We start from the raw sequence: 24,085 nt of genomic DNA, 5'->3' as shown, positions 1-24,085 counted from the left end.
GCACGGCGTCTGCCTGTGCTCATACTCTGAGCTGCGTTTGTCTAACAGTCAACAGAAATTCTGACGGGGCACGTTCAATAGATCATCAGTTGTGATGTTCGGGGCCGAAATCGACCGCGGAGCGGGCCCCGTTCCGACGGGGCCCGCTCCGCGGTCGTGCGACGGTCGCTCGGGCTCAGGTGAGGTCGAACTCGCCGTCCCGGGCGCCGAGCACGAAGGCCCGCCACTCCCCCGGCGTGAACACCAGGACCGGACCGTCCTCCTGACGGCCGTCCCGCATCCCGATGTACCCGTCCACGAACGCGATCTGGACATCCCCGACGCCCTGGCTGCTGCACAGCCACTTCGCCCCGGTGAAGTCCACCTTCGGCTTCCCGCTCGGCGCCAGCTGCGGCTCCGCGCCGCCCGCCTCCACGTCGATCCCGCTGTTGACTGCCACTACCCGGTCTCCTCCCGACGGCTTTCCGGGCCAGCCTAACCACACCCGCCCGCCCCGGTCAGCGGGTTGACGAGGACTCCACCAGCCGGGCCCGGACGCCGCCGGAGGCCCGCTCAACGCGTGTCCCGCCCGACGGGGACCACCGGAGCTGCCAGAGTGCTTGGCAACGCGGGGGACCACCCCCCGCCGGCCGTACGCGGGCCCTCGACGGCCCGTCCCGGCCCCGCCCCGGCCCCGCGGAACCCGATGCGCACCGGATGCGGCCCGCACCACCTCGCCCAGCACCGCCCACCACCGCCCAGAGGGAGCAGCCGATGAGCCGCCGGGACGGCACCCGCGCCGATGTCATCCCCATCTCCGACGCCCCCTCGGCCCACCCCCCTGCGCCCCGCACGCCACCCGCGCCCGCCACGCTGCCCCGGCCCGCCTCCGGCCGGCCCCCCGTGCACGGCCGGGTCGGGATCGTCCTGGTGTCGCACAGCCAGGAACTGGCCATCGCGGTGCGCACCCTCGCGCTCTCACTGACCGGATCCGACTCCCCCGCCCCGATCGCCGCGACCGGCGGGGACCAGGGCGGTCCCGGCATCAGCGCGGTCCTGGTGGCCGCCGCCACCCGCCGGGTCGACCAGGGCCACGGGGTCGTGGTGCTCGCCGACCTGGGCAGCGCCGTCACCACCGTGCGCGCCCTGCTGTCCGACGCCGACGAGCACGGCCTCCCGTTCCCGGTCCGCTTCGCGAACGCGCCGTTCGTCGAGGGCGCGGTGGCGGCCACCGCCACCGCCACCGCGGGCGGCGACCTCGCCGCCGTCCTGGACGCCGCCGAGGAGGCCTACCGGCAGCGCAAGGGCTGAGCGGCCTCGCGAACTCCCCCCACCTGGGGTGACCGGGCCGCCACCATCGGCTAAGGGCCCGGGCTCCCGGCCCGCCCGGGGTGGGGAGGCGGGGATGCGGGCCGTCCGCCGTGCGCCGGTCAGGGGCGCTCCTTGCCCTCCCACACGAAGACCGTCGACCCCTCGTACTCCAGCGCGTGGCGCAGCCGCTCGTGCTCGACCTCGATCATCGGCGGCAGCCCGTCCAGCGGGTACCAGCCGACCTCCAGCGACTCGTCGTCGTTCACCCTCGCCTCGCCGCCGACCGCCCGGCACCGGAAGGTCAGCACCAGGTACTGCGTCACGTCGCCGTTCGGGTAGGTGACCTGCGGCGAGACGGTGACCGAGGCGAGCAGTTCGGGCACCGCCACCACCCCGCTCTCCTCCAGGCACTCGCGCACCACGCCGTCGGCGGGCTGCTCTCCGGGGTCGAGGATGCCGCCGACCGGCGCCCACCTCCCGTCGTCGGCCCGTCGGGCCAGCAGCACCCGGCCGCGGTCGTCCAGGACGACGGCGACGACGGCGGTCAGCCAGAGCGGGCGGGTGCCCACCAGGGCTCGGAGATCGGCGAGGAACGGGGGAATGGCCATGCGCCGCAGCCTAGGCCCTGTCCGGCGGAGCACCGGGCCGACGCCACCGACGGGCGGCCCGCGGCGCGCAGGCTCATCGCGCGAGACCGCCCTCCGGGCGCAGCACGGCCAGCACGGTCAGCCCGAGGATCCGCAGGTCGAGCCGGAGCGAGCGGTGCTCCACGTACCAGAGGTCGAGTTCGGCCCAGTCCGGCCGGGCGAGCGGGTGGCGGGCCTGGAGTTGGGCCCAGCCGGTCAGTCCGGGCCGGACGTCGAGCCGGCCGCGCTCGCGGCGGGAGTAGCGGACCGCCTGGTCGGGGCGGACGGGCCGGGGGCCGATCACTCCCATCTCGCCGCGGGCGACGTTCCACAGCCGGGGCAACTCGTCCAGGCCGGTCCTGCGGAGCAGGGCGCCGAGCCGCCCTCCCCTGCTGGTCCGGAAGCGGAGGACCTGGAACTCCCGGCCGTGCCGTCCGGCCCGGGTCAGCCGCAGGAGCACCGGGCCGCGCGCCGTGCAGCGCAGCAGGGCGGCGATCACCAGGGCCAACGGGAGCGCGACGATCCCCGCCAGGGCGGCGAGGGCGAGGTCCCCGCCGCGCCTCATCCGGCGGGCACGGTGGTGCGCGGTGCGCCGTCCGGCTTCCCGCCGGGTCCTCCGCCCGGATCTCCGCCCGGATCGGACGTGGCGCTGCCGCCCATCTCTTCCCCTCCACGGCACCGTCGAGCCGCAAGAACGCATTCACAGTAGGGGCGCCTCGGAGCCGTCGCCCGGGAATGGTGAAAGAAGTGGGCAGAGGATTGTCCGACAGGCCGAAATTCGGTCGATCTGACCAATATTGCTCGATCTGCTGCTCGACCTGCCGCTTGGAATGCCGAGGGCAATCGAAGTACAGCCGTCCACCGAAGGCCGGCCGGCCGCCGAGGCGGTCAGAGCGCGGCGCGGCGGCGGTACCGCAGCAGCCCGAACGCGATCCGGCCGAGCAGCAGCACTCCCGCGGCCAGACAGCCCGCCACCGCCATCGCCCAGGCCGGACCGTCACTGTCCGGAACGATCACCGCCACCACAATGCCCAGCGCGAGGCAGGCCAAACCCACCATCGCCAGCGGAAGCTGGTGGGTGACCAGGGCACCACCACTCCACGCACGGGCCATCCTGGTCGCGCCGTGCAGGTGGAAGGGATCACGGTCCGCATCTGCCATGAGCCCAAGGTACCCCCGGCGAACGCCGGAGGCAGCCCGCGGGGAGTGAACGTTCGACCACCCGGTGCGACCGGCCCGCCGACCTCGCCCGAGCCCCCGCGGCCCGGCCCCGGTCGTGCATTCCGGCTCCACAATCAGTCCACATCAGTTCACATCAGTCCACGAAAAATCCTCGTCCCCCCGGTACAACCATCCGCTCGGTGCAGCGGTCTCAATGGCATTGAGCGATCCAGGAGCCGTTCGCGGGAAGGGTGCGAGCCCCCCACCGCGGACCGGAATACCCAGGAGGCGGAGCCGCCGCCTCCTGGGGTCGGAGGCCGGGCTCCGTCCTCCGGCGGTACCGCCACGCCGCTCGGCGACCGAGGGGGAACCGTGCCGCAGTCCCAGTCCACCACGTCGATCTCCATGGCCCCCACCAGGCCCGTCCCGTTCGTGCGCCCGCTGCCGACGGCCACCCGCCGCCACCCGACCGCCGACCGGGGCCGGGCAGACGCGCGGGGCGAATGGTTGCGGTTCGCCCCCGTCCAACCCCTGTTCCGCGCCCGCGCCGCACAACGCCTCGCCGTCCTCGCCTACCACGGCGTCACCGACCACCGGTCCTTCGGCGCCCAGCTCGACCGGCTCCGAAGACTCGCCACCCCGGTCTCGCTCACCGCCGTCCTCCAAGCCGTCACCGAACAACGGCCACTGCCGCCCCGCAGCGTCCTGGTCACCTTCGACGACGCCGACCGCAGCGTCCTCACCCACGCCCTGCCCGCCCTCGACGCCCGCGGCATCCCCGCCACCGCCTTCGTCATCTCCGAGCTCATCGGCACCGAACGCCCCTTCTGGTGGCACGAGGCCGACTTCCTCGCCCGGCACGGCGGCCGTGCCCGCTCGCTCGACTGCGGGCACCCCTCCCAGCTACTGCCCCGACTCAAGGCCATGCCCGACCCCGACCGGCGGCGCAGCCTGCACGAGCTCCGGGTGAGCGCCGACCGCCGCCCACCCCGCCAGGAGCAGCTCACCCCCGCCGACCTGCTCGCCCTGCGCGACGGCGGCGTCGCCATCGGCAACCACACCCAGGGGCACCCCTGCCTCGGCCGCTGCGACGACGCCACCGTCCGCGCCGAGATCACCGGCGCCCACGAAGCCCTCACCCGCTGGCTCGGCGAACCCCCCACCGCCTTCGCCTACCCGGACGGCGGGCACGACCCGCGTGCCGAAACCGTCCTCCAGGAACTCGGCTACCGCCTCGGCTTCCTCTCCGACCACCGGCTCGGCCCCCGCATCCCCTCCCACCCGCTCCAGATCAGCCGCCTCCAGGTCGACTCCACCACCAGCACCCGCCGCTTCGACACCATCCTCTCCGGCCTCGAACCCGCCTACCGCCGCTGGCGCCGCCAAGCCGTCGCCTGACCGGCCGGGGCACGCAAGGGGGACGCAGGGGCACTCAAAGACATTCGGGGGCAAAAATGAGCCCCGCCGGGGACCGGAACGGGACCTCTGGGGGCGAAATTTGGCCCTGCCTCAGCGGCCAATTACCCGCCCGTGGGGCAAAGCCCTGCCCCACGGGCATAGAGGGGCTCCTCGACCAACCCCCGGAAGTTGGAGGGCGAAGATTTGCCCCTCAACTCCTGACAGAGAACCTGCCCGCGGCTGCCCCGGATGGGGATCAGCCGCGGTGGCCTTCCGCCCGGGGCTGAAGGGCTGACCGCCGGCGGGCGAAACTTGGCCCGCCGGCGGTGAGGGTGGCGGTCACGCCGGCAGCGTGCTGCGCATCAGGGCGGCGAGGGTGCGCCCCTGGGGGTAGAGGAGTGCGGCCGGGGGGAGGGCGGCGGGGGCGCCGGCGTGGAGCACCGTGATGGTGCCGGCGCCGGTACGGGTGGGGTCGGTGACGCGGCGCAGGGCCTGGGCGGCGACGGCGTCGGCGGAGCCGTGCAGGGTGAGCGCCGGGGAGGCGGTGGGGGCGACGGCGGCACGGATGCGGTCGTCGACCAGTTCGTAGTGCGTGCAGCCGAGGACGATCGCCGCGGTGCCGGCGGGGGTGCGGGCGGCGGCGTCGGCGATGGCGTCGGTGATGCCGGCGTCGTCGCCGTGTTCGATGGCGTCGGCGAGGCCGGGGCAGGCGACCTCGGTCACGTCCGCGGTGCCGCCGAAGTCGCGGATCAGGCCGCGCTGGTACGCGCTGCCGGTGGTGGCCGGGGTGGCCCAGATGGCGACGGAGCCGCCGAGGGCGGCGGCGGGCTTGATCGCCGGGACGGTGCCGACGACGGGCAGCCCGGGTTCGAGTTCGGCCCGGAGGGTGGCGAGCGCGTGCACGGAGGCGGTGTTGCAGGCGATGACCAGCGCGTCCGGTTCGAGCTCCGCGGCGGCGAGCGAGCAGCCTCGGGCGAGGTCGGTGACCTCCTCGGGGGTGCGCGGCCCCCAGGGCATCGAGGCCGGGTCGGAGGAGAGCACCAGATCGACGTCCGGGCGCAGCTTCCGAAGGGCGGCGGCGGCGGCCAGCAGGCCGATTCCGGAGTCCATCAGTGCGATCTTCACGGGGCAAGACTTTAGTCGATCCGCCCGATCCGGCCGGTTCTGCGGCAAACTGCGGGAGTGACCGTCCTGTTGTGGATCGCCGCGTTCTCCCTGCTGGTCTGGCTCTGGTTGGCGTGCTGCCACGGGCTGTTCTGGCGCACCGACGTACGGCTTCCGCCGCGCCGTCCGCCGGTGCGCTGGCCGCGGGCGGTGGTGGTGGTGCCGGCCCGGGACGAGGCGCAGGTGCTGCCGGTGAGCCTGCCGACGCTGCTGGGGCAGAAGTACCCGGGGCGGGCCCGGGTGATCCTGGTGGACGACCACAGTTCGGACGGCACGGGCGCGGTGGCGGCGGAGCTGCGGACGATGGACGGGCTGGAGCTGACCGTCACGACTCCTCCCCCGCTGCCCCCGGGGTGGACGGGCAAGTTGTGGGCCCTGCGGCACGGGGTGGAGCTGGCCGGTCCGGACGTCGAGTACCTGCTGCTGACGGACGCGGACATCGCGCACGGGCCGGACTCGCTGGCGGAGCTGGTGGCCGCGGCGGAGAGCAACGGGCTGGACCTGGTGTCGCAGATGGCCCGGCTGCGGGTGGAGACCGGCTGGGAGCGGCTGATCGTGCCGGCCTTCGTCTACTTCTTCGCGCAGCTGTACCCGTTCCGCCGGAGCAACCGGCCCGGTGGGCGGACGGCGGCCGCGGCGGGCGGCTGCTCGCTGGTGCGGCGGGAGGCGCTGGAGCGGGCCGGCGGGGTGGCCGCGATCCGGGGCGCGGTGATCGACGACGTGTCGCTGGCGCGGGCGGTGAAGTCCTCGGGCGGGCGGACCTGGCTGGGGCTGGCCGGGGCGGTGGACAGCGTCCGGCCGTACCCGCGGCTGGAGCAGTTGTGGCGGATGGTGTCGCGCAGCGCCTACGCCCAGTTGCGGCATTCGCCGCTGCTGCTGCTCGGGACGGTGCTGGGGCTGGGGCTGGTGTACCTGGTGCCGCCGGTGGCCGTGGCGGCCGGGCTGGTCGCGGGGGCGCCGGCGGTGGCGGTGGCGGGCGGGGCGGCCTGGGCGCTGATGGCGGGCACCTACCTGCCGATGGTGCGGTACTACCGGCAGCCGGCGCCGGCCGTGCTGCTGCTGCCCTTCACAGCGGGGCTGTACCTGCTGATGACGGTGGACTCGGCGGTGCAGCACTGGCGGGGCCGGGGCGCGGCGTGGAAGGGCCGGACGTACTCACGGGCCTGAGCGTGCCGGGGCCCGAATTCGCGGGCGCGGCAGTCCGGTCGGCTCCATACTGCTCGGATGGACCGTCAGAGGATCTCTCGTCTCGCCCATGCCCACCACCCGATCGCGGCGCCGCTGACGGACGAGTCGGTGGCCCTGCTGCTGGAGCGCGCGACCGCCGGGGCGGCGGACGGCCGGGCGCTGGACCTCGGCTGCGGCGAGGGGGCGTGGCTGGTCCGGGCGCTGGCGGCGCGTCCGCGCTGGCGGGCGGTGGGGGTGGATCTGGACGCGGCGGCGCTGACCCGGGCCAGGGAGGCGGCGACCGCGCTCGGCGTGGTGCGCCGGATCGGCCTGCACCACGTGGACGCACGGCAGTTCAGCTCGGTCGAGCCCTTCGACCTGGTGCTGTGCGTGGGTGCCACCCACGCCTTCGGCGGGCTGCTGCCGACGCTGGCGGCGGCCCGCGAGCACCTGGCCCCGGGCGGGCGGGTGCTGGTCGGCGAGGGCTTCTGGGAGCGGGAGCCGTCCCGGGCGGCCCTGGACGGGCTGGGCGCGGCCCGGGACGACTACGCGGACCTGGCGACCACCACCGACCGGGTGCTGGCGGACGGTTGGACGCCGGTGTCCGGGTACGTGAGCAGCCGGCAGGAGTGGGACGACTACGAGTTCGCGTGGACGGGCGCGCTGGCCGAGTGGGCGCTGGAGCACCCGGAGGACCCCGACGCGGCGGCCGCCCGGGAGGCCGCGGACCGGCACCGGCGGGAGTGGCTGCACGGCTACCGGGGGACGCTCGGCTTCGTGACGTACCTGCTGCGCCGGGACTGACCGCCCGGCGGGGCGGGCCGCCGGAGGGCTGTTCGGTCCCGGCCCGCGGCGGGCTCAGTGCCCGCGCAACTGCTCCTGCTGGACCAGGTAGTCCAGCACCTCGGGCATCGCCTCGACGCCGCCGGCCTTGCTCGGCGAAGTCCGGTACTCGCCCTGGACGACCACCGTCGGCAGCTCGTTGACGCCGTAGCGGACGAACTCGACGGCGGCCTCGTCGACCGACCGCGCCACCTCGTCGGAGCGGTACGTCCGGCGGAAGAGCTGCGCGTCCACGCCGTGGCGCACCGCCCAGTCGGTGGCGGTGGCCTCGGTGGTGAGGTCGGTCTGGTCGGTGTGCACCGAGCGGAAGACGCTGCTCTGCAGGCGCTCGACCAGGCCCAGGCGCTCCAGCGTGTAGTACAGGCGCGCGTGGCCGCGCTGGGCGCCCTCGTCCGGGCTGCCCGGCCAGATCGCCGGGACGCGCCGCAGGGCGACGTCCGCGCGGTGCTTCTCGGCCCAGGCCTGCAAGGGCTGTTCGAGCTGCTGGGAGTGGACGCAGTCGTACCAGAAGAACTCGGCCGCCTCCGTGCGGACGCTCTCGCGCACCGGCTGCGGATGGTCGAGCTTGACGAACTGGGATCCCTCGGAGGGGGGTTGGTGACTCACCGCGCCGGCCTGGAGGGGGGATACGGCGATCCCGGCGGCGATGGCGAACAGGACGGTGGACCGCAGCAGCGACTTCGAGTTCACACCGGGCAGTGTGCTGGCGGCGGTTCGTTACCGTCGAGTTCGGCCGGGCGCACTGGCCCGGATTCGCCCGATCGGCCCAGCCCGGCGCCCGGCCCGGCGCCCGGCCCGGCGCGCGACTCGACGCCCGGCCCAGCCCGACGCCCGGCCCGCCGCCGCGGGTCTGTCACGGACCGGTGCGCACCCCCGGGCCACCCCCCGCCCACACCTCGGCGACCAGCCCCTGCCAGGCGTCCACCACGGCGCCGAGCTCGAAGTGCTCCAACGCGTGCGCCCGGGCGGCCGCGCCGAGGCCCGCACGGTTGCACGCCAGCACCTTGGCCAGCGCCTCGGCGAGGGCGAGCGGGTCCCCGGGGGCGACGAGCGCGCCGGTGGCACCGTCCCGGACCACCTCGCGCACCCACCCGACGTCGGTGGCGACGGCGGGCACGCCGGCCAGCGCCGCCTCGATCAGCGCGCCGGGCACGCCCTCGCTGTCGCTGGTGAGCAGCAGCGCGTCGGCGGCCCGGTAGAGCGGCGCCGGGTCGGGCAGGGCGCCGAGGAAGTGAGCGCGGGCGGCGGCCGGGTGGCGGGCCAGCGTCTCGCGCAGCGGGCCGTCCCCGGCGATGGCCAGCCGGACGTCCGGCAGCCGGTCCAGGACGTCGAGGGCGAGGTCGAGCCGCTTCTCCGGGGCAATCGCGCCGATCCAGGCGACCAGCAGGACGTCGGCGGGCAGGCCGAGCGCCCGCCGGGCGGCGCGCCGGTCGGCCCGGCCGTCGGCGGGCGGATAGCTCTCGGCAGCCCGGGAGTTGGAGATCACGTGGACCTTGCCGTCGGGCAGCCGGAACTGCCCCTCCAGGACGGCGCGGGCCTCGTCGGTGAGCGTGGTGACGGCGGCCGCGCGGTGCATCAGCGCGCCGCCGCGCACCCTGCGCAGCCGGTTCGCCGTCCAGTAGCGGGGGTGGCCGACGGAGACGTAGACGAAGGGGGTGCGGGTGCCGGCCAGGGCGAGGGCGCAGGCCGCCAGGGTGTCGGAGCCGTGGGCGAGGACCACGTCGGCGCCGCGGGCGGCCGCGCGCAGCGCCCGCAGGGTGCCGGGGCGCAGGCGGCCGGAGCCGAGGACGGCGGCGCGTAAGTCCTCCTCGTCGACGCAGGCGCCGGGGTGCGGGTCGGGCTGCCGGTCGAGCCCGTCGGGGCGGGCGCCCGGACCGGCGCCGGCGCGAACTCCGGTGCGGTCCGCGGCGCGGGGCCCGGGGAGGGCGGGCCCGGCGGCCGGGTGCGGGGCGAGGGCGCACAGCGCGGAGGCCTGGCCCCGGCGGCGCAGTTCCCGGTGGAGGTCACGGGCGAAGTTCTGGGCGCCGCCGCGGCGTGGATCACTGATCAGGTGCAGGACGCGGGGACGGGTTCCGGCCGGGTCGGCCGACGTATGGTCGGGCATGGACCGACCTTGGCACAGCGCCCCGCGCCGTACAGCCCCTTCGCGCAACCTGGTGGTGGCCCGTGCGCCCGCGTGAATACACCTGATGTGCGCTGGTCGACTGCGGCCGTGCGCCGGTTGCTCCCGTCGTACGCCCTGTTCCGCCCCCTCTCGCCCTGCCTCACCCCGCCTCGCCTCGCCGCACCCCGGCGTCCGACCCCGGCCGCCGTACGGCTGGCGGGCCTGACGGCCACCTGCGATGCTGATCACCAGTCAGGGGGCGTCCGGCACGGGAGAACGGACGCGCCCGCAGCGGGCGGGGGTGGCCGGTGCAGGTGCTTCTGGTGGTCGACAGCGTGAACCGGGCCGGCGGGGCGGAGCGCGCCCTGGTCTCGATGGCTCCCCAACTGGTGCGCGCCGGCGTCACGTTGGACGTCGCCTACCTCTACGACTCCCCCGGCGGCTGGCAGCCGGAGCTGACCGCGGCGGGCGCCGCCGTGTTCGGCGTCGGCCGACCGACCGGGGCCGCCACCGCCGCCGCGCTGCGCCGGCTGATCCGCGAACGCCGGCCCGATCTCGTCCACACCGCCCGCCACGCCTCGGACGTGCTCGGCCGGGCCGCCGCCCTGGCCGCCCGCACCCCGGTGGTTTCCAGCTTGCTCGACCCGGCGTACGGACCGGAGCAGTCGGCGGCGCACGGGGCGAGCCCCTGGCGGATGCGCACCGCGCAGGCCCTGGACGCGGCCACCGCCCAGGGCGCCCGCCGCTTCCACGCGCTCACCCGGCACGTGGCCGGCACGATGGCGCGGCGGCTGCGCATCCCCCGGCGGCGGATCGACGTGGTGCCGCGCGGGCTCGACCCGGAGCTGCTGGGCACGGCCACCCCGGAGCGGCGGGCCGCCGTGCGCGGTGCCCTGGAGCTGGCGCAGGACGTGCCGGTGGTGCTGGCCGCCGCCGGCCAGCACCACCGGAAGGGCCTGGACGTGCTGTTGGCGGCCTGGCCGGCGGTCCGGCGCGCGCAGCCGGGGGCCGTCCTGCTGCTCGCCGGCGCGGCGGGCCCGGAGAGCGCACGGCTGCGGGCGCTCGCCGAGTCCGCCGGGAGCGTCCGCCTGCTCGGGCCGCGCGAGGACGTGGCCGATCTGATGGCCGCTGCCGACGTGCTCGCCGTGCCGTCCCGCTGGGCGGGCCAGGGCGGCACGGCGATCGAGGCGATGGGCGTCGGGGTGCCGCTGGTCTGCGCGGACGTGCCGGCGTTGCGCGAGACGGTCGGCTCGGAGGACTACGCCCGGCTGGTGGCACCGGAGCGGCCGGCCGAACTGGCGGCGGCGGTCGTCGACACGCTGGACGACCGGGCGGCGGCGCGGGTGCGGGCGAAGGCCGCGCGGGCGCGGTTCCTGGCCTCGTTCACGCTGTCCCAGGTGTCCGCGCACATGGTCGAGTTCTACGAGCGCGCGCTGCGGGTGCGGCCGCTCTGACCCCTCCGGCCCGGCGGCGGCCGGATCGACCCGTACGCGGAGCGCCCGGGCTCCGCCCGGAACCGGCCGGCGCGTCCTGCGGCCCGTTACGCGGATCGGGTGAACGCGGTTGGACCTCGGCCCGGCCCGGTCGGCAGGATGTCCGGCCGGGGCGCCCGTCACGCTGCCTCATCTCCCCTTTCCCCGTACGGATTTGGAGTCACCCGGTGTTCAAGGGATTCCGCAGCTTCCTGCTGCGCGGCAACGTGGTGGACCTCGCAGTCGGCATCGTGATCGGCGCGGCCTTCACCGCCGTGGTCACCGGGTTCGTCACCGCCTTCCTCACCCCGCTCATCGGGGTCGCCACCGGCGCCGTCGGCGACTTCACCCAGAAGACCTTCGAGGTGGCCGGCGCCCGGTTCCCGTACGGGGTCTTCGTCAACGCGCTGATCGGGTTCGTGCTGGTCGCCGCGGTGATCTACTTCGCCGTGGTGCTGCCGGTCGGCAAGCTGCAGGCGCGCTTCGAGTCTGCCAAGCCGGCGCCGGTCGTGAAGATCGACTGCCCGGAGTGCCTGAGCCCGATTCCGGCCGCGGCGACCCGCTGCTCCTTCTGCACCTCGGAGGTCTCGGGCCGGCCGGGCCTCCCGGCGCAGGCGCAGGCGTTGCAGGCGAGCTGACCACGGGCCCGAGGCCGCTGACGGGGACTTTATTCCCGAAACATTCACGAGCCCTCGTCGGACCGTCGGCGGGGGCTCGAATGCGCCGGCGCACGCCCTGTCCGCAAAAGTTTCTCCGGCGGGCCCCGAACCGTCCACCGCCCGGTCACCGCAAGGGTTCGCCGCGCCGCCGTCCGGGTACTGTTCGATCACTGACGGCACGCCAAGGTTGTCCGGAACTGAACGCCGGTATGTCCGTTCTTCCTACTTTCGAAACCTTTGTGCGAGCGAAGACTGTGTAAACAGTCGAACTGCTCCCCCTCCCGCTCTCCTCAGCAGGCGCGTTGTGGGCTTACCGTATGCCCCATGACCTCGCCCCGCTCCTACGACGGAGTCGGCTACCCCTCTCCGTCCTTCTCCTCCGGCACGCCGATCTACGACAGCCTCGTGGCTGAGCGCGGCGTCCCCCAGATCGCACCCATCAACGTGCCGGCGGCCCTGCCGCCGGCCATGTCGTCCGGTTACGGGGCCAGCGCCGGCCCGTCCTACGAGAACCGGTACGGCAACGGGTACGAGAGCGCCGGCAGCAACCTCCCCGCGCTGCCGCCCGCCCGCCTCGCCCTGGGCCCCGGCCCGAGCAGCGGCCCCTCCGCCGGTCCCGCCACGGCGTACATCCCCGCGCAGCCGGCGCCGGCGTACGCCTCCGCGCCCCAGCCGCCCGTCCCCGGCTACGGCGCCCCCCAGCAGTACCAGCGGCCGCAGCCCGCCGCACCGGCCTTCGCGCAGACCGCCAGCGGCGGCTACCAGCCGACCGGCGGCCAGAGCTTCGGCGGCCAGAACACCTTCATCGGCGGCCAGGGCGGCCAGCAGTCCTTCGGCGCGCAGCCGATCGGCGGTCCGGGCGCGTTCGGCCCCGGGCAGCCGGGCGGCCAGCCGCAGGCCGGTCCGCAGAGCTTCGGCGGCCCCGGCCCGGCCGGCCCCGGCTTCCAGGGCCAGGGCGGCGACCAGGGCTTCGGCGGCGCCCAACTGCGCCCGGCCATGGCGCCGGTCCGCCCGATGCAGCCGCAGCGCCCGGGCCCGTACGGCGAGCCCGGCAACAACGCCTACAACGCGGGGGGCCAGCAGGGCGGCTACCAGCAGCAGGGCCAGGGCTACTGAGCCACTGACCTCCAGGGCCGGACCCCACCCGGCCCGCACCCGCACCACCTGAGCACCACCCGGCGCGCTCCCCGCGCCGGGCGTACGGAGAAACGGGTCATCCACGGACCGCCCGGAACGCCCCCCACGGCGTCCCGGGCGGTCCGTGCGCGTACGGGGCTCCTGCGGACCGCCGGGAACCGGCTGGCAGGATGGGGGGATGCAGCTCACCGGACTCCACGTCTACCCCGTCAAGTCCATGTACCGCCTGAGCCCGGACACCGCCGCCGTCGAACCCTGGGGCCTGGCCGGAGACCGCCGCTGGATGCTCGCCGACGCCACCGGACGCTTCGTCAGCCAGCGCGAGAACGCCGCCCTCGGCCAGATCAGGCCCGACCTGCTGCCCGACGGCGCGCTCTCCCTCACCGTCCCCGGCGGCTCCCGGATCGAGGTCCCCGCGCCCGCCGTCGCGGCCGGCGACCCGCTCGCCGAGGTCGAGGTCTGGGGCACCCGCTTCCGCGCCGCCGAGGCCGCCAAGGAGGTGCACCGGTGGATCGCCGAACACCTCGGCGACTACCGCCTGGTCCACCTGGACGACCCGCACGCCCGGCCGGCCGACCCCGACTACGCCGAGCCCGGCACCACCGTCTCGATGGCCGACGGCTTCCCCCTGCTGCTCACCACCACCGCCTCGCTGGAGCGGCTCAACGAGCTGATCGCCGCCGAGCACCCCGACGGCCACGAGTCGCTGCCGATGGAGCGCTTCCGCCCCAACGCCGTGGTGGGCGGCGCCGAGCCGTGGGCCGAGGACGGCTGGCGCCGGATCCGGATCGGCGACCTCACCTTCAAGGTGGTCAAGCCCTGCGGCCGCTGCGTCATCACCACCACCGACCAGGAGAGCGGCGAGCGGCGCGGCCCCGAACCGCTGCGCACCCTGGCCCGGCACCACCGGCTGCTGAAGAAGGCCGCGTTCGGGCAGAACCTGATCCCGGAACGGCCGGCCGGCACCACCGGCGACGTGCTCGGCACGCTGCGCGTCGGCGACCGGGTCGAGGTGCTGGAGGACGGGGCGCAGTGGCCCGCCGACGCGCGGGGGTGAACCGGCGGCGCGCCGGTTCACCGGCTCCCCCGGCCGCCCCCGCGGCGCCACCCCGGCTCGGAACCACGGGTGTGCGCGCTCGTTGAACATGTGGTCGGAACCTGTGGCGAAGGCGCGAGCCCCCGGTGCCCGCGCGACCGCGGCCGACCGGACCACCCGTGGAGGCGCGCTACGGTGGGCGGGCGGCCCGCGCGTACGGCCCGTTGAACGCCGGCTCGACGAAGGTGGGGACGACAGACCGTCATGGCAGAGCACAGGGTCCGGGTCACCCAGGACAGCGCATCCCGCTGGCGCCGCCGCGCAGGCGAGTACGACACCCTCGCGGAGGCCCTCGCGGCCGCCGAACCGGGCGACACCGTGACCGTCCGGCCGGGGACGTTCCGGGAGAACGTGCTGCTGGACAAGGCCGTGACGATCGTCCCGGCCCAGGGCCCGGGCACCGTCCGGATCGACCCGCCGTCCGGAGTGGCGCTGACCGTCACCGCCGACGCCACCGTCCGCGACCTCGTCGTCGAAGGCGGCGACAGCTCCACCCCGGCCGTCCTGATCACCGGGCCGCAGACCGCGCCCGCGCTCAGCGGCTGCCGGATCGAGACCCGCTCCGCCACCGGCATCGAGATCACCGACGGCGCCCGGCCCACCCTGCGCGGCTGCGTCGTGGCCAACCCGGCCGGACTCGGGCTGCGCCTGCGCGGCCCCGGCACCGCCGCCGCCCTGGAGGACTGCGAGGTCGCCGCCGCCGGGCAGGCCGGACTCGCCGTCCTCGGCGGCGCCACCGCCGCCCTCGACCGCTGCCGGGTCCACCACGCCGCCGGCGCCGGCGTCCTGCTCTCCGACCCTGGCAGCGCCGCCGAACTGACCGGCTGCGAGATCTACGAGATCCGCGGCAGCGGCGTCCAGGCCGAGTCGCAGGCCCGCGGGCGGCTCGTCGACTGCGAGATCCACCGGGTCACCGGCAACGGGCTGACCCTGGACGGCGAGGCCGAACTCGTCCTCACCGGCTGCCGGGTGCACGACCTGCCGGAGAACGGCGCCGACCTGCGCGGCCGCTCCCGGCTCAGCCTCGACCACAGCACCGTCCGGGACTTCGGGCGCGGGGCGCTCTCGGTCTGGGACCAGGGCACCGAGGCCGTCGCCGAGTCCTGCCAGATCCACGGCTCCACCGGCGAGTACCCGGCGCTGTGGGTCAGCGACGGTGCCCGGCTCACCCTCACCGACTGCTCGCTGTACGACCTGCCGGACGCGCTGTTCGTCCTCGACCGGGACTCCGCCGCGATCGCCGCGGACTGCTCCTTCAGCCGGATCCGCAGCTCGGCGGTATCGGTCAGCGGCGGCGCGGCGGTGACCCTCACCGGCTGCCGGGTCCAGGAGGCCGGCACCGGCCTGTGGTTCCGCGACCACGGCAGCGGCGGCCTGCTCACCGGCTGCGAGATCTCCGACGTGGCCACCGGGGTGATCGTCACCAAGGGCGCCGACCCGGTGCTGCGCGACTGCACCGTCCGGGCCAGCACCGACGCCGGCGTATACGTCTCGGCGCAGGGGCGGGGCACCTTCGAGGACTGCCGGGTCTCGCACGGCAAGGGCTTCGGCTTCCACATCATCGACGGCTGCCGCACCCAGCTGACCCGCTGCCGGGCCGAACAGAACGAGCGGGCCGGCTTCGAGTTCTCCGAGCCCGGGCCGGTCGCCGAGGGCTGCACCTCGGACGACGTCGGACCGGCGGCCGGCGCGGCCGAGGTACCGGGCCCGCGGACCGCCCAACTGGCCTCTGCCACCGCCCCGTTGGCCGGGAGGGCCGGTGTGGGCGGGGTGGCCGGCACCGCCGTCGCGACGTCCGCCGCGGCTGCCGCCACCTCGGCGATCGCCCCGATCCCGGACTGCCGGCCCGCCGACGAGGCGCTCGCCGAACTGGACGCACTGGTCGGGCTGGCCACCGTCAAGCAGGAGGTGCGCACGCTCATCGACCTGATCTCCGTCGGCAAGCGCCGCCGCCAGGCCGGGCTCAAGGCGCCCTCGCTGCGCCGGCACCTGGTGTTCACCGGCGCCCCCGGCACCGGCAAGACCACCGTCGCCCGGCTCTACGGCGAGATCCTCGCCTCGCTCGGGGTGCTCCAGCGCGGACACCTGGTCGAGGTGGCCCGGGTCGACCTGGTCGGCGAGCACATCGGCTCCACCGCGATCCGCACCGCCGCGGCCTTCGACCGCGCGCGCGGCGGGGTGCTCTTCATCGACGAGGCGTACGCGCTCGCCCCCGAGGACGGCGCGCGCGACTTCGGGCGGGAGGCCATCGACACCCTGGTCAAGCTGATGGAGGACCACCGGGACGAAGTGGTCGTCATCGTGGCCGGCTACACCCTGGAGATGGAGCGCTTCCTCTCCGCCAACCCCGGCGTCTCGTCCCGCTTCTCACGCACCATCACCTTTCCCGACTACACGGCGGACGAGCTGCTGGAGATCGCCCGGGCCCAGTGCGCCGAGCACGAGTACGCGCTCGCCGAGGCGACCGAGGGCGTGCTGCTGGACCACTTCGCCCGGCTGGAGCGCGGCCCCAACTTCGGCAACGGGCGCACCGCGCGGCAGGTCTTCGAGACCATGGTCGAGCGGCACGCGATGCGGGTCGCCCACCTCGCGGACCCGTCGACGGAGGAGCTCCAACTCCTCGTCCCGGCCGACCTGCCGGGCGCACCGCTGCCCTGACGCCGGGGACTCGGCGCCGTGGCGTCGGGCGGGCGGGCGACGACCTCGGCGTCAGCCCGCCCAGGCGCCGCCGGCGAGGAAGGACTCCAGCACGGCCCGGTACGGCGCGATGTCGATCCGCTCGTCGGCCAGCCAGTCGTCCGAGTAGTACTTGTCCAGGTAGCGGTCGCCCGGGTCGCAGATCAGACCGACCACGCTGCCCCGCCGCCCCGCCGCCCGCATCTCGGCGACGATCTTCAGCGCGCTCCACAGTCCCGTCCCGGTGGACGCCCCCGCCTTCTTCCCGAGCACCTGCTCCAGCACCCGCACGGCGGCGACGGAGGCGGCGTCCGGCACCTTCATCATCCGGTCGATCGCCCCCGGGACGAAGCTCGGCTCCATCCGGGGCCGTCCGATGCCCTCGATCCGCGAGCCCCGCTCGCAGACGGCGTCCGGGTCGTGGTGCACCCAGCCGTCGAAGAAACAGGAGTTCTCCGGGTCGGCGACGCAGATCCGGGTGTCGTACTGCATGTAGTGCACGTACCGGGCGATGGTCGCCGAGGTGCCGCCCGTCCCGGCGGTGGCGACGATCCAGGCCGGCTCGGGGTGCGGCTCCAGGCGCAGCTGGGCGAAGACCGACTCGGCGATGTTGTTGTTGCCGCGCCAGTCGGTGGCCCGCTCGGCGTAGGTGAACTGGTCCATGTAGTGCCCGCCGGTGCTCTCGGCGAGCCGGGCGGAGGCCTCGTACACCTCGTCCGAGCGGTCGACCAGGTGGCACTCGCCGCCGTGGAACTCGATCAGGTCGATCTTGGCCTGGCTGGTGCTCTTGGCCATGACCGCGATGAACGGCACCCCGACGAGCTGCGCGAAGTACGCCTCCGAGACGGCCGTGGAGCCGCTGGAGGCCTCGATCACCGGCTTTCCGGGGCGGATCCAGCCGTTGCAGAGCCCGTGGAGGAAGAGCGAGCGGGCCAGGCGGTGCTTGAGCGAGCCGGTCGGGTGGGTGGACTCGTCCTTGAGGTAGAGGTCGATCCCCCACTCACCCGGCAGCGGGAAGCGCAGCAGGTGGGTGTCGGCGGAGCGGTTGGCGTCGGCCTGGACCTTGCGCACCGCCTCCTTGAGCCAGGCGCGGTACTGCGGGTCGGTCCGGTCGACGTCGACGGTCGGCTCGACGCCCGCAATCGGCTCGACGCAGACGGTCGGCTCGATGCCGCCCGCTCCGCCGGACTGGGTCCCGCCGGGTTGGGTGCTCATGGCCACTCTCCCTCGTTACGACCCCCCACTGCTCACTACGAGTGTAGGAGAATCACGATAAGTGACCGTTTTCGCAGTCCCAGCTTCCGCTTATCGCCCTGGTCCGACCCGTCGCCCCCAGCCCGACGCCCGGCCCCGGAATCAGCCCGCCGTCACCGACTGCGGGTCCGCCAGGTACGGCCCCCAGCCCAGCTCCGCCGCACCCGCGAGTGCACCGTGCGCCAGCTCCGCGCCGACGATCGGCACCCGTCCGCTGCGCCCCCACAGGCTGCGCTCGGCGACCACCGCGCGCAGCCGCTCGGGCGCGGCCTCCAGCAGGTCGAGGTGGAGCCCGCTGAGGACCACCCGGTCCGGGTTGAGGATGTTGGCGACGCCCGCGAGTCCGAGCCCGAGCCGGTCGATGACGTGTTCCACGGCGGCCCGCGCGCGTTCGTCGGTGGCGGCCGCCCGGCACAGCTCGCGCGCCTGGTCGAGCAGCGGGCGCCCCGGTTCGGGGGTGAGCCCGGCGGCGGCGAACAGGGCGTCGGGGTCGGTCTCGGAGTTCAGGCAGCCCCGGTTGCCGCACGGGCAGAGCCGACCCTGCGGGTCGACGGTGAGGTGGCCGACCTCCAGGGCCAGCCCGGCGCTGCCGGTGTGCAGGTGGCCGTCGATCACCAGCGCGCCGCCGACGCCGCGATGGCCGGAGGTGACGAGGAGCAGGTGCCGGGCGCCGCGCCCGGCACCGTGCCGGTACTCGGCGAGCGCGGCGAGGTTGGCGTCGTTGGCGAGGGCGGTGGGCAGCGGCCGACGGGCGCCGGGGCCGTGGTCGGCACGGCCCACCTCGACGTCGTACAGGTCGGCGACCGGGGTGCCGCTGGGCCAGGCGAAGTGCAGGGCGGCGAGCGCGGCGCCGTCGGGTTCGGTGACCGGGTTGGGCAGGGCGAGCGCGGCGGCGAGGCAGCGCCGGCTGGTCGCGCGGGCGAGTTCGGCGCCCGCCTCGGCGACGGCGCGCAGCATCCGGACCGGGTCGGTGGCGGCGGGCAGCGGCAGGTGGACGGGCGGGTCGAGCAGCCCGCCGAGGCCGGCCAGGGTGACGCTCAGCCCGTCGGCGTGGATCTGCCCGGCGACCACGACCGGGCCTTGCGGGTCGATCGCCAGCCGGTGCGAGGGGCGTCCGCGTCCGCCGCCGGCCGGGCGCGAGTCGACGGTGATCAGCCCGAGCGCCTCCAGTTCGGCCGTGACGGCCCCGGCGGTGGCCCGGGTGACGTCCAGCGCGCGGGTGAGCGCCGAGCGGGTGGGCGTCTGTCCGGTGTGGATGAGCGAGAGCGCGGGGCCGAGCAGCGTCCGACCGCGATCGGGGGCCGCGCGGCGGTGGGCGTCGCGCTGCGCTTCGAGGTCGGTTCCGGAACCTGGTCGCGGACTTGAAGGTGAGAGCTGCACGCCCCTATTGTGACTTTGTGCCGCTTCGAAACAAAATCCGCCCGCGTCCTCGACCCGACCAGACCTCCCCCCAGTCTCGCAGCACACCCCCCGGAACGGACAGCCCCTGGGGCTCGGCACGGCTCGCGCTCACCGCGTTCTTCGCCGTCGACGGCTTCCTCTTCGCCGCCTGGGTGGTCCGCATCCCGGACATCCGCAGCCAGGTCAACGCCTCGCACAGCGCCCTCGGGCTGGCCCTGCTCTGCCTGTCGATCGGCGCCGTCCTCACCATGCCGCTCGTCGGACGGCTGTGCCTGCGGTACGGCTCGCGCCCGGTGACCGTCGGCTCGCTCGCCCTGCTCAGCCTCGCCGTCCCGCTGCCCGCACACGCCCACTCGGTCGCCGCGCTCGGCGGCGTGCTGCTGCTCTTCGGCGCCGGATACGGCGGCGCCAACGTCGCGATGAACAGCGCCGCCGTCGACCTGGTGGCGCAACTGCGACGGCCCGTCATGCCGAGCTTCCACGCCGGGTACAGCCTCGGCGGCCTGCTCGGCGCGGGCCTCGGCGGGCTCCTCGCCGGTGCGCTGAGCACCGCCTGGGCGCTCGTGCTCGGCGGTCTGCTGGGCCTCGCCGTCACCGCCGCCGCGGGCGTCGTCCTGCTGCGCAGCCCGGCCGCGCCGCTGGTCGCGCCCGGCCGCACGGGCGACGGCGGCACCACCGGCGACACCACGAGCGACCACGGCACCCGCACCACGGCCGGCCGCGCCGCCCCGCACCTGCGGCTGCTCGTCCTGCTGCTCGGCCTCACCGCCCTGTGCACCGCGTACGGCGAGGGCGCGATCGCCGACTGGACCACCCTCCACCTCACCGACGACGTCCACGCCAGCCCCGGGACGGCCGCCGCCGGGTACGCCGCGTACGCCTTCGCCATGACCAGCGGACGGGTCGGCGGCACCTGGCTGTCCATCCGGCTCGGCCAGACCCGGCTGATGCTGCTCGGCGGCCTGACCGCGGCGGCCGGCATGCTGGTCGCCGCCCTCGCCCCGGTGGTGCCGCTGGCCGTCTGCGGGTTCGTCCTGGCCGGCCTCGGCCTCGCCAACCTCTTCCCCCTCGCGATCGCCCGGGCCGGTGCGGCGGGCGGCCCGCAGGGCGTCGCGTTCGCCTCGACGCTCGGGTACGGCGGCATGCTGATCGGCCCGGTGGTGATCGGCTTCCTCGCCGACGCGGCGGGGCTGCCGATGGCCCTGACCACCGTCGCGGTGGCGGCCACGGCGGGGGCGCTCCTGCCGCTGGCCGTCCGTCGGCGCTGACGGGAGCGCCCGGGTCGTCGGCACGGCCGGTCCGGCCGACCCCACCGCCGACGGCCCCGGGCGGCTCCCGACGCGGCCGCGCGCGGACGTGGTGGCAGGATGCGGGCCATGACGAGCAGCGGACGGATCCAGGTACTGCGGGCGGACGAGCGCCCGGCCACGGCGTGGCTCAACGGGGGCGGGGTGACCAGGGAGGTCGCCGGTTTCCCGGCCGGGGCCGGGCTGGACGCCTTCGACTGGCGGGTCAGCCTCGCGGACGTCGCGTCGGCCGGGCCGTTCTCGCCGTTCCCCGGCGTCGACCGGGTGATCACCCTGGTCGAGGGCCCCGGCATGACGCTCACCGTCGACGGCGCCGAGCACCTGGTCGACGAACCCTTCCGCCCCTTCGCCTTCTCCGGTGACGCCGTGACGGACTGTCGACTGTCGGCCGGCCCGGTGGTCGACTTCAACGTGATGACCCGTCGCGGCCGGATCGACGCCGCCGTGGGCGTGCTGACCGCACCGGCCGCCGTGGATGTCCCGCCGGGGGCGACCGTCCTGCTGGTCTGCCTCACCGGTTCGGCCGCCGTCGACGGCGACGCGGCGCTGGAGCGCTACGACGCCGCCCTGCTGGAGGGGGCCGGCCCGCGCGAGGTGCGGGTCCGGACCGGCGGCGTCACCGCCGTGGTCACGCTCCGCCCGTCGCGCTGACGCCGGGGAAGCGGGGCGCGCGCGAGCGCCCGGACACCGGAACGCCGCGGCCCGGGAGGTCTCCCTCCCGGGCCGCGGCGTTCCGACGGGTGTGGCTCAACCGCAGAACACGGGTGTGGCGTGCGCCGGATCCAGGGCGTTGGTCACCAGGTGCAGCGCCGTCGGCGAGAACGCGATCGCCACGTGCTCGGCGAGCGTGATCGGGCAGTGGTTCTGCAGCACCTCGTTGTCGACGGCCGGGCCGGTCAGGAACTGGGTCCGCCACGGGGTGACGACCTCGTCGTACACGGTCGAGATCACCGTGTAGGTCACGCCCGGCACGGTGTCCGGGCGGGAGGCCATCGTGCGGTTGAAGTCGGAGCCCACCGCCTGGTCGCGGCAGGCCTGGCAGACGGTGTAGATCAGGTCCGCGACGCCGGGGAAGTACGGCACGAGCTTGGTGATCCCGTCGAGCGTCGTGCCGTGGTTGGACGGCGCCAGGCCGACCAGCCGGCCGACCTTCGCGGCGCCGCCGAGGAACTTCAGGTAGTAGTTCGGCAGCATGCCGCCCTGCGAGTGCCCGACGATGTCGACCTTGGCCGCGCCGGTCGCCTTCAGCACCAGGTCGACGAACCGCCCGAGTTGGGCGGCCGACTCGGGCACCGGACCCAGGCCGCCGATCGGCAGCAGCAGGCCGCTGCCGCTGGAGGTGACGCCCGGGATGGTGCCGTAGTCGAGCGCGAAGACGCAGTACCCGAGGCCCTTCAGCAGCGGGGAGAGGGCGAGCCAGTTCTCGTAGCGGTTGGCGAAGGTGCCGTGCACGAGGACCACCGGATCGGGGTGCGCGGCGCTCGGGCGGCAGTTCCAGTCGTTGGCGCCGGGCGGCGAGGCCACCGAGTCACCGTCGGGCGGCAGTTCGGCGGAGGCGGCGGCGGGGGTGATGGAGCGGGCGGCGGCGGGCACGACGGAGGGGGACGTCGCGGCGCTCGCCGGGGCGGCCGACGCGCCGGCCAGCAGCGCGCCCGCCAGGACGGTAGCGCCGATGGCCCCGCCGAGCCTGTGGCGCACGGGAGTTGCGGAGAAGCGGAGAAGTGGGGTTCTCAACTGTTGCCTCCACGGCGGAAGTTTGTTACCAACAGGTAACCCGAGTGGCTCCATCATGCGGTCGCCCCTCCGGCCCGGCCCTTGGGCGTTCCCCAGACCTGGACGGTGTTCTCTGTGACCGGTCACAACGCACCCGCCGCCTCGCCCGGCCGCTCACCCGACGCCACACCCCGCTCCGAGCCGCACTCCGCGCCCACCGCCACCCCCGACCGCATGCCCGACCGCACACCCGTCCGCGCGCCCGACCACACCGCCGACCGGACGCCCGGCTGGCGCGTCCCGGTGATCGGCGGCCGGCCCGCCGACCAGCGACTCCTGGGCGGTGTAAGCGAGTTGGCCGAGAGCGTGGTCGCCGCGCTGCTGGACCGCGTGCCCGTGTACCACCGCCTGCCCCGCGAACAGCTCACCGGCGAACTCACCCGCGACACCGAGCGCCGGATCCGCGCCCTGGCCCACGCCGTCCGCACCGGACTCCCCTCCCCCGACGAGGAGTTCGCCGCCGTCCGGGAGGCCGCCGCCCGCCGCGCCGAGGAGGGCCTGCCGCTGGACGCCGTCCTGCTCGCCCACCACCTCGGGCTGGAGGTCTGCTGGGAGTTCGTCACCCGGCACGCCCGCGACGGCGACGCCGCCGACCTGCTCGTCCTCAACCGGCTGCTGCTCGACCAGCTCCGCCAGGCCACCACCGCCGCCGGCGCCGGCTACCTCGACGAACGCCGCCCGGCCGGCGACCGGCACGCAGCCGCCCGGCAGTCGCTGCTCACCGCACTGCTCGCCGGCGCCCCGGCGGACGAGGCCGCCGCCCGGGCCGGACTCCGACTACCGCCCCGGTACGCCGTCCTGTGCCTGTCCGTCGCCGACCACCCCGACGAGCACGACCCCGGCGTCGACCCGGGCATCGCCGGCCGCCGCAAGCTCCGCCGGCTCGTCGCCGAACTCGACCACCGGACGCGGCAGTCGGCGATCACCGCGCTCACCCCCTCGGGCGGCCTCGCGCTCGTCCCGCTCGACTCGCCCCCGCAGGCCCGGCCGGAGCGAGCGCCCGGGCGACCCGGCACGCCCGCCGAGCTCCCGTGGCAGCACCTGGCCGCCACCGTCGCCGCGGCCGCCCGGGCCGGGGGCGTCCCCGTCCTGGCCGCAGCGGCGGTCGCCGCACCTGGCGAAGTGCCGAGCGCGGCCGCGCTCGCGTACGAAGTCCTGGACGTGGCCCGCGCGTTCGACCGTCCACCCGGCCTGTACCGGCTCGACGACGTCCTGCTCGAATACCAGCTCACCCGCCCCAGCCAGGCCCGCTCCCGGCTCGCCGCACTGCTCGAACCGCTGGCCGACGGCGGCGAGTTGCTCACCACCCTGCGCACCCACCTGGCCGGCGGGCTCAACCGGCGACACACCGCGGGCGCCCTGCACCTGCACCCGAACACCGTCGACTACCGGCTGCGCCGGATCGCCGCCCTCACCGGCCTCGACCCCGCCCGCCCCGCCGACGTCCTGCGGATCACCGCCGCCATCGCCGCCCGCGCCGCCGAACAGGCCCCCGCAGTCCGCTAGGGCGTGTCCGGCCGACGACACCCGCGCCACCGGGACGGCGGCGCGGGTGCA

General features: G+C 75.4%; 21 protein-coding genes and 1 pseudogene. 12 read left to right on the top strand and 10 right to left on the bottom strand.

The genetic code is table 11. The annotated features are described in order from the left end of the window. Positions 1 to 175: 175 nt before the first annotated feature. Positions 176 to 415 carry a DUF397 domain-containing protein gene (locus tag AB0O19_RS32760; protein ID WP_350884291.1) on the bottom strand — a complete coding sequence of 80 codons (240 nt, stop codon included), beginning with the start codon at positions 413 to 415 and terminating at the stop codon, positions 176 to 178. A 467-nt stretch (positions 416 to 882) separates the two neighbouring features. Here AB0O19_RS32760 and AB0O19_RS32755 point away from each other — a divergent pair, with 467 nt between their 5' ends. Next, on the top strand, positions 883 to 1,290 hold the full coding sequence (locus AB0O19_RS32755) for a PTS fructose transporter subunit IIA (protein ID WP_363586889.1): 408 nt from the start codon (positions 883 to 885) through the stop codon (positions 1,288 to 1,290). A 119-nt stretch (positions 1,291 to 1,409) separates the two neighbouring features. Here AB0O19_RS32755 and AB0O19_RS32750 read toward each other — a convergent pair whose 3' ends face one another. From AB0O19_RS32750 to AB0O19_RS32740, 3 genes are all read right to left on the bottom strand, one after another. Then, positions 1,410 to 1,898, bottom strand: a complete 489-nt coding sequence (locus AB0O19_RS32750; protein ID WP_363624807.1) for an NUDIX domain-containing protein — start codon at positions 1,896 to 1,898, stop codon at positions 1,410 to 1,412. Between the two features lie 73 nt (positions 1,899 to 1,971). Next, positions 1,972 to 2,481: a sugar transferase gene (locus AB0O19_RS32745; RefSeq protein WP_363624805.1), complete on the bottom strand. Its 510-nt coding sequence runs from the start codon at positions 2,479 to 2,481 to the stop codon at positions 1,972 to 1,974. Between the two features lie 323 nt (positions 2,482 to 2,804). Further along, entirely contained in the window at positions 2,805 to 3,077 is a 273-nt protein-coding gene (locus AB0O19_RS32740; protein WP_350884215.1) for a hypothetical protein, read from the bottom strand. A gap of 372 nt (positions 3,078 to 3,449) precedes the next feature. On the opposite strand from AB0O19_RS32740, the gene AB0O19_RS32735 reads away from it, so the two are divergent. Further along, positions 3,450 to 4,475, top strand: coding sequence for a polysaccharide deacetylase family protein (locus AB0O19_RS32735; RefSeq protein ID WP_363624803.1), 1,026 nt, complete (start codon positions 3,450 to 3,452; stop codon positions 4,473 to 4,475). Between the two features lie 339 nt (positions 4,476 to 4,814). Here AB0O19_RS32735 and AB0O19_RS32730 read toward each other — a convergent pair whose 3' ends face one another. Further along, positions 4,815 to 5,600 carry an aspartate/glutamate racemase family protein gene (locus tag AB0O19_RS32730; RefSeq protein ID WP_363586872.1) on the bottom strand — a complete coding sequence of 262 codons (786 nt, stop codon included), beginning with the start codon at positions 5,598 to 5,600 and terminating at the stop codon, positions 4,815 to 4,817. Between the two features lie 57 nt (positions 5,601 to 5,657). Here AB0O19_RS32730 and AB0O19_RS32725 point away from each other — a divergent pair, with 57 nt between their 5' ends. Continuing rightward, positions 5,658 to 6,806 (top strand): glycosyltransferase, encoded by a 1,149-nt coding sequence (locus tag AB0O19_RS32725; protein ID WP_363624801.1) that lies wholly within the window; start codon positions 5,658 to 5,660, stop codon positions 6,804 to 6,806. Positions 6,807 to 6,863: 57 nt separating this feature from the next. Then, complete coding sequence (locus AB0O19_RS32720) at positions 6,864 to 7,610, top strand: class I SAM-dependent methyltransferase (protein ID WP_363624799.1); 747 nt, start codon at positions 6,864 to 6,866, stop codon at positions 7,608 to 7,610. A gap of 54 nt (positions 7,611 to 7,664) precedes the next feature. Here the strand turns inward: AB0O19_RS32720 and AB0O19_RS32715 are convergent, their stop codons facing one another. Beyond that, complete coding sequence (locus AB0O19_RS32715) at positions 7,665 to 8,339, bottom strand: thiol:disulfide interchange protein DsbA/DsbL (RefSeq protein ID WP_363586875.1); 675 nt, start codon at positions 8,337 to 8,339, stop codon at positions 7,665 to 7,667. Positions 8,340 to 8,502: 163 nt separating this feature from the next. Beyond that, positions 8,503 to 9,753, bottom strand: coding sequence for a glycosyltransferase family 4 protein (locus AB0O19_RS32710; protein WP_363624797.1), 1,251 nt, complete (start codon positions 9,751 to 9,753; stop codon positions 8,503 to 8,505). Positions 9,754 to 10,076: 323 nt separating this feature from the next. Here AB0O19_RS32710 and AB0O19_RS32705 point away from each other — a divergent pair, with 323 nt between their 5' ends. The 5 genes and pseudogenes from AB0O19_RS32705 (at position 10,077) to AB0O19_RS32685 (ending at position 16,775) form a co-directional block, all read left to right on the top strand. Continuing rightward, complete coding sequence (locus AB0O19_RS32705) at positions 10,077 to 11,207, top strand: glycosyltransferase family 4 protein (protein ID WP_363586877.1); 1,131 nt, start codon at positions 10,077 to 10,079, stop codon at positions 11,205 to 11,207. 206 nt (positions 11,208 to 11,413) lie between these two features. Then, on the top strand, positions 11,414 to 11,863 hold the full coding sequence (mscL, locus tag AB0O19_RS32700) for a large conductance mechanosensitive channel protein MscL (RefSeq protein ID WP_363624795.1): 450 nt from the start codon (positions 11,414 to 11,416) through the stop codon (positions 11,861 to 11,863). Between the two features lie 345 nt (positions 11,864 to 12,208). Beyond that, positions 12,209 to 12,481 (top strand): annotated as a pseudogene (locus AB0O19_RS32695) (DUF6643 family protein); the annotation flags it as partial. 718 nt (positions 12,482 to 13,199) lie between these two features. Continuing rightward, positions 13,200 to 14,078, top strand: a complete 879-nt coding sequence (locus AB0O19_RS32690; RefSeq protein WP_363624793.1) for an MOSC N-terminal beta barrel domain-containing protein — start codon at positions 13,200 to 13,202, stop codon at positions 14,076 to 14,078. Positions 14,079 to 14,321: 243 nt separating this feature from the next. Continuing rightward, positions 14,322 to 16,775 carry a right-handed parallel beta-helix repeat-containing protein gene (locus AB0O19_RS32685; protein WP_363624791.1) on the top strand — a complete coding sequence of 818 codons (2,454 nt, stop codon included), beginning with the start codon at positions 14,322 to 14,324 and terminating at the stop codon, positions 16,773 to 16,775. A 51-nt stretch (positions 16,776 to 16,826) separates the two neighbouring features. Here AB0O19_RS32685 and AB0O19_RS32680 read toward each other — a convergent pair whose 3' ends face one another. Both AB0O19_RS32680 and AB0O19_RS32675 read right to left on the bottom strand, forming a co-directional pair. Next, a complete protein-coding gene (locus AB0O19_RS32680) occupies positions 16,827 to 18,008 on the bottom strand; it encodes a PLP-dependent cysteine synthase family protein (protein WP_363624789.1) in 1,182 nt (393 codons plus the stop codon). A 141-nt stretch (positions 18,009 to 18,149) separates the two neighbouring features. Continuing rightward, a complete protein-coding gene (locus AB0O19_RS32675) occupies positions 18,150 to 19,328 on the bottom strand; it encodes an ROK family protein (RefSeq protein ID WP_350884287.1) in 1,179 nt (392 codons plus the stop codon). 116 nt (positions 19,329 to 19,444) lie between these two features. On the opposite strand from AB0O19_RS32675, the gene AB0O19_RS32670 reads away from it, so the two are divergent. After that, complete coding sequence (locus AB0O19_RS32670) at positions 19,445 to 20,716, top strand: MFS transporter (RefSeq protein WP_363624787.1); 1,272 nt, start codon at positions 19,445 to 19,447, stop codon at positions 20,714 to 20,716. A 108-nt stretch (positions 20,717 to 20,824) separates the two neighbouring features. Then, complete coding sequence (locus AB0O19_RS32665) at positions 20,825 to 21,406, top strand: HutD family protein (protein ID WP_363624785.1); 582 nt, start codon at positions 20,825 to 20,827, stop codon at positions 21,404 to 21,406. Between the two features lie 96 nt (positions 21,407 to 21,502). On the opposite strand, the gene AB0O19_RS32660 is transcribed toward AB0O19_RS32665, so the two are convergent. Beyond that, on the bottom strand, positions 21,503 to 22,327 hold the full coding sequence (locus AB0O19_RS32660) for an alpha/beta fold hydrolase (protein WP_363624843.1): 825 nt from the start codon (positions 22,325 to 22,327) through the stop codon (positions 21,503 to 21,505). 276 nt (positions 22,328 to 22,603) lie between these two features. Between AB0O19_RS32660 and AB0O19_RS32655 the strand changes: the two genes are divergently transcribed. After that, positions 22,604 to 24,034: a helix-turn-helix domain-containing protein gene (locus AB0O19_RS32655; protein WP_363624783.1), complete on the top strand. Its 1,431-nt coding sequence runs from the start codon at positions 22,604 to 22,606 to the stop codon at positions 24,032 to 24,034. The last annotated feature ends 51 nt before the right edge of the window (positions 24,035 to 24,085 follow it).

Source organism: Kitasatospora sp. NPDC091276 (assembly GCF_040684355.1).
Lineage (GTDB): Bacteria > Actinomycetota > Actinomycetes > Streptomycetales > Streptomycetaceae > Kitasatospora.
Note: the sequence above shows the minus strand (reverse complement) of the source record. Positions and strands in the feature narration are given on the sequence as shown.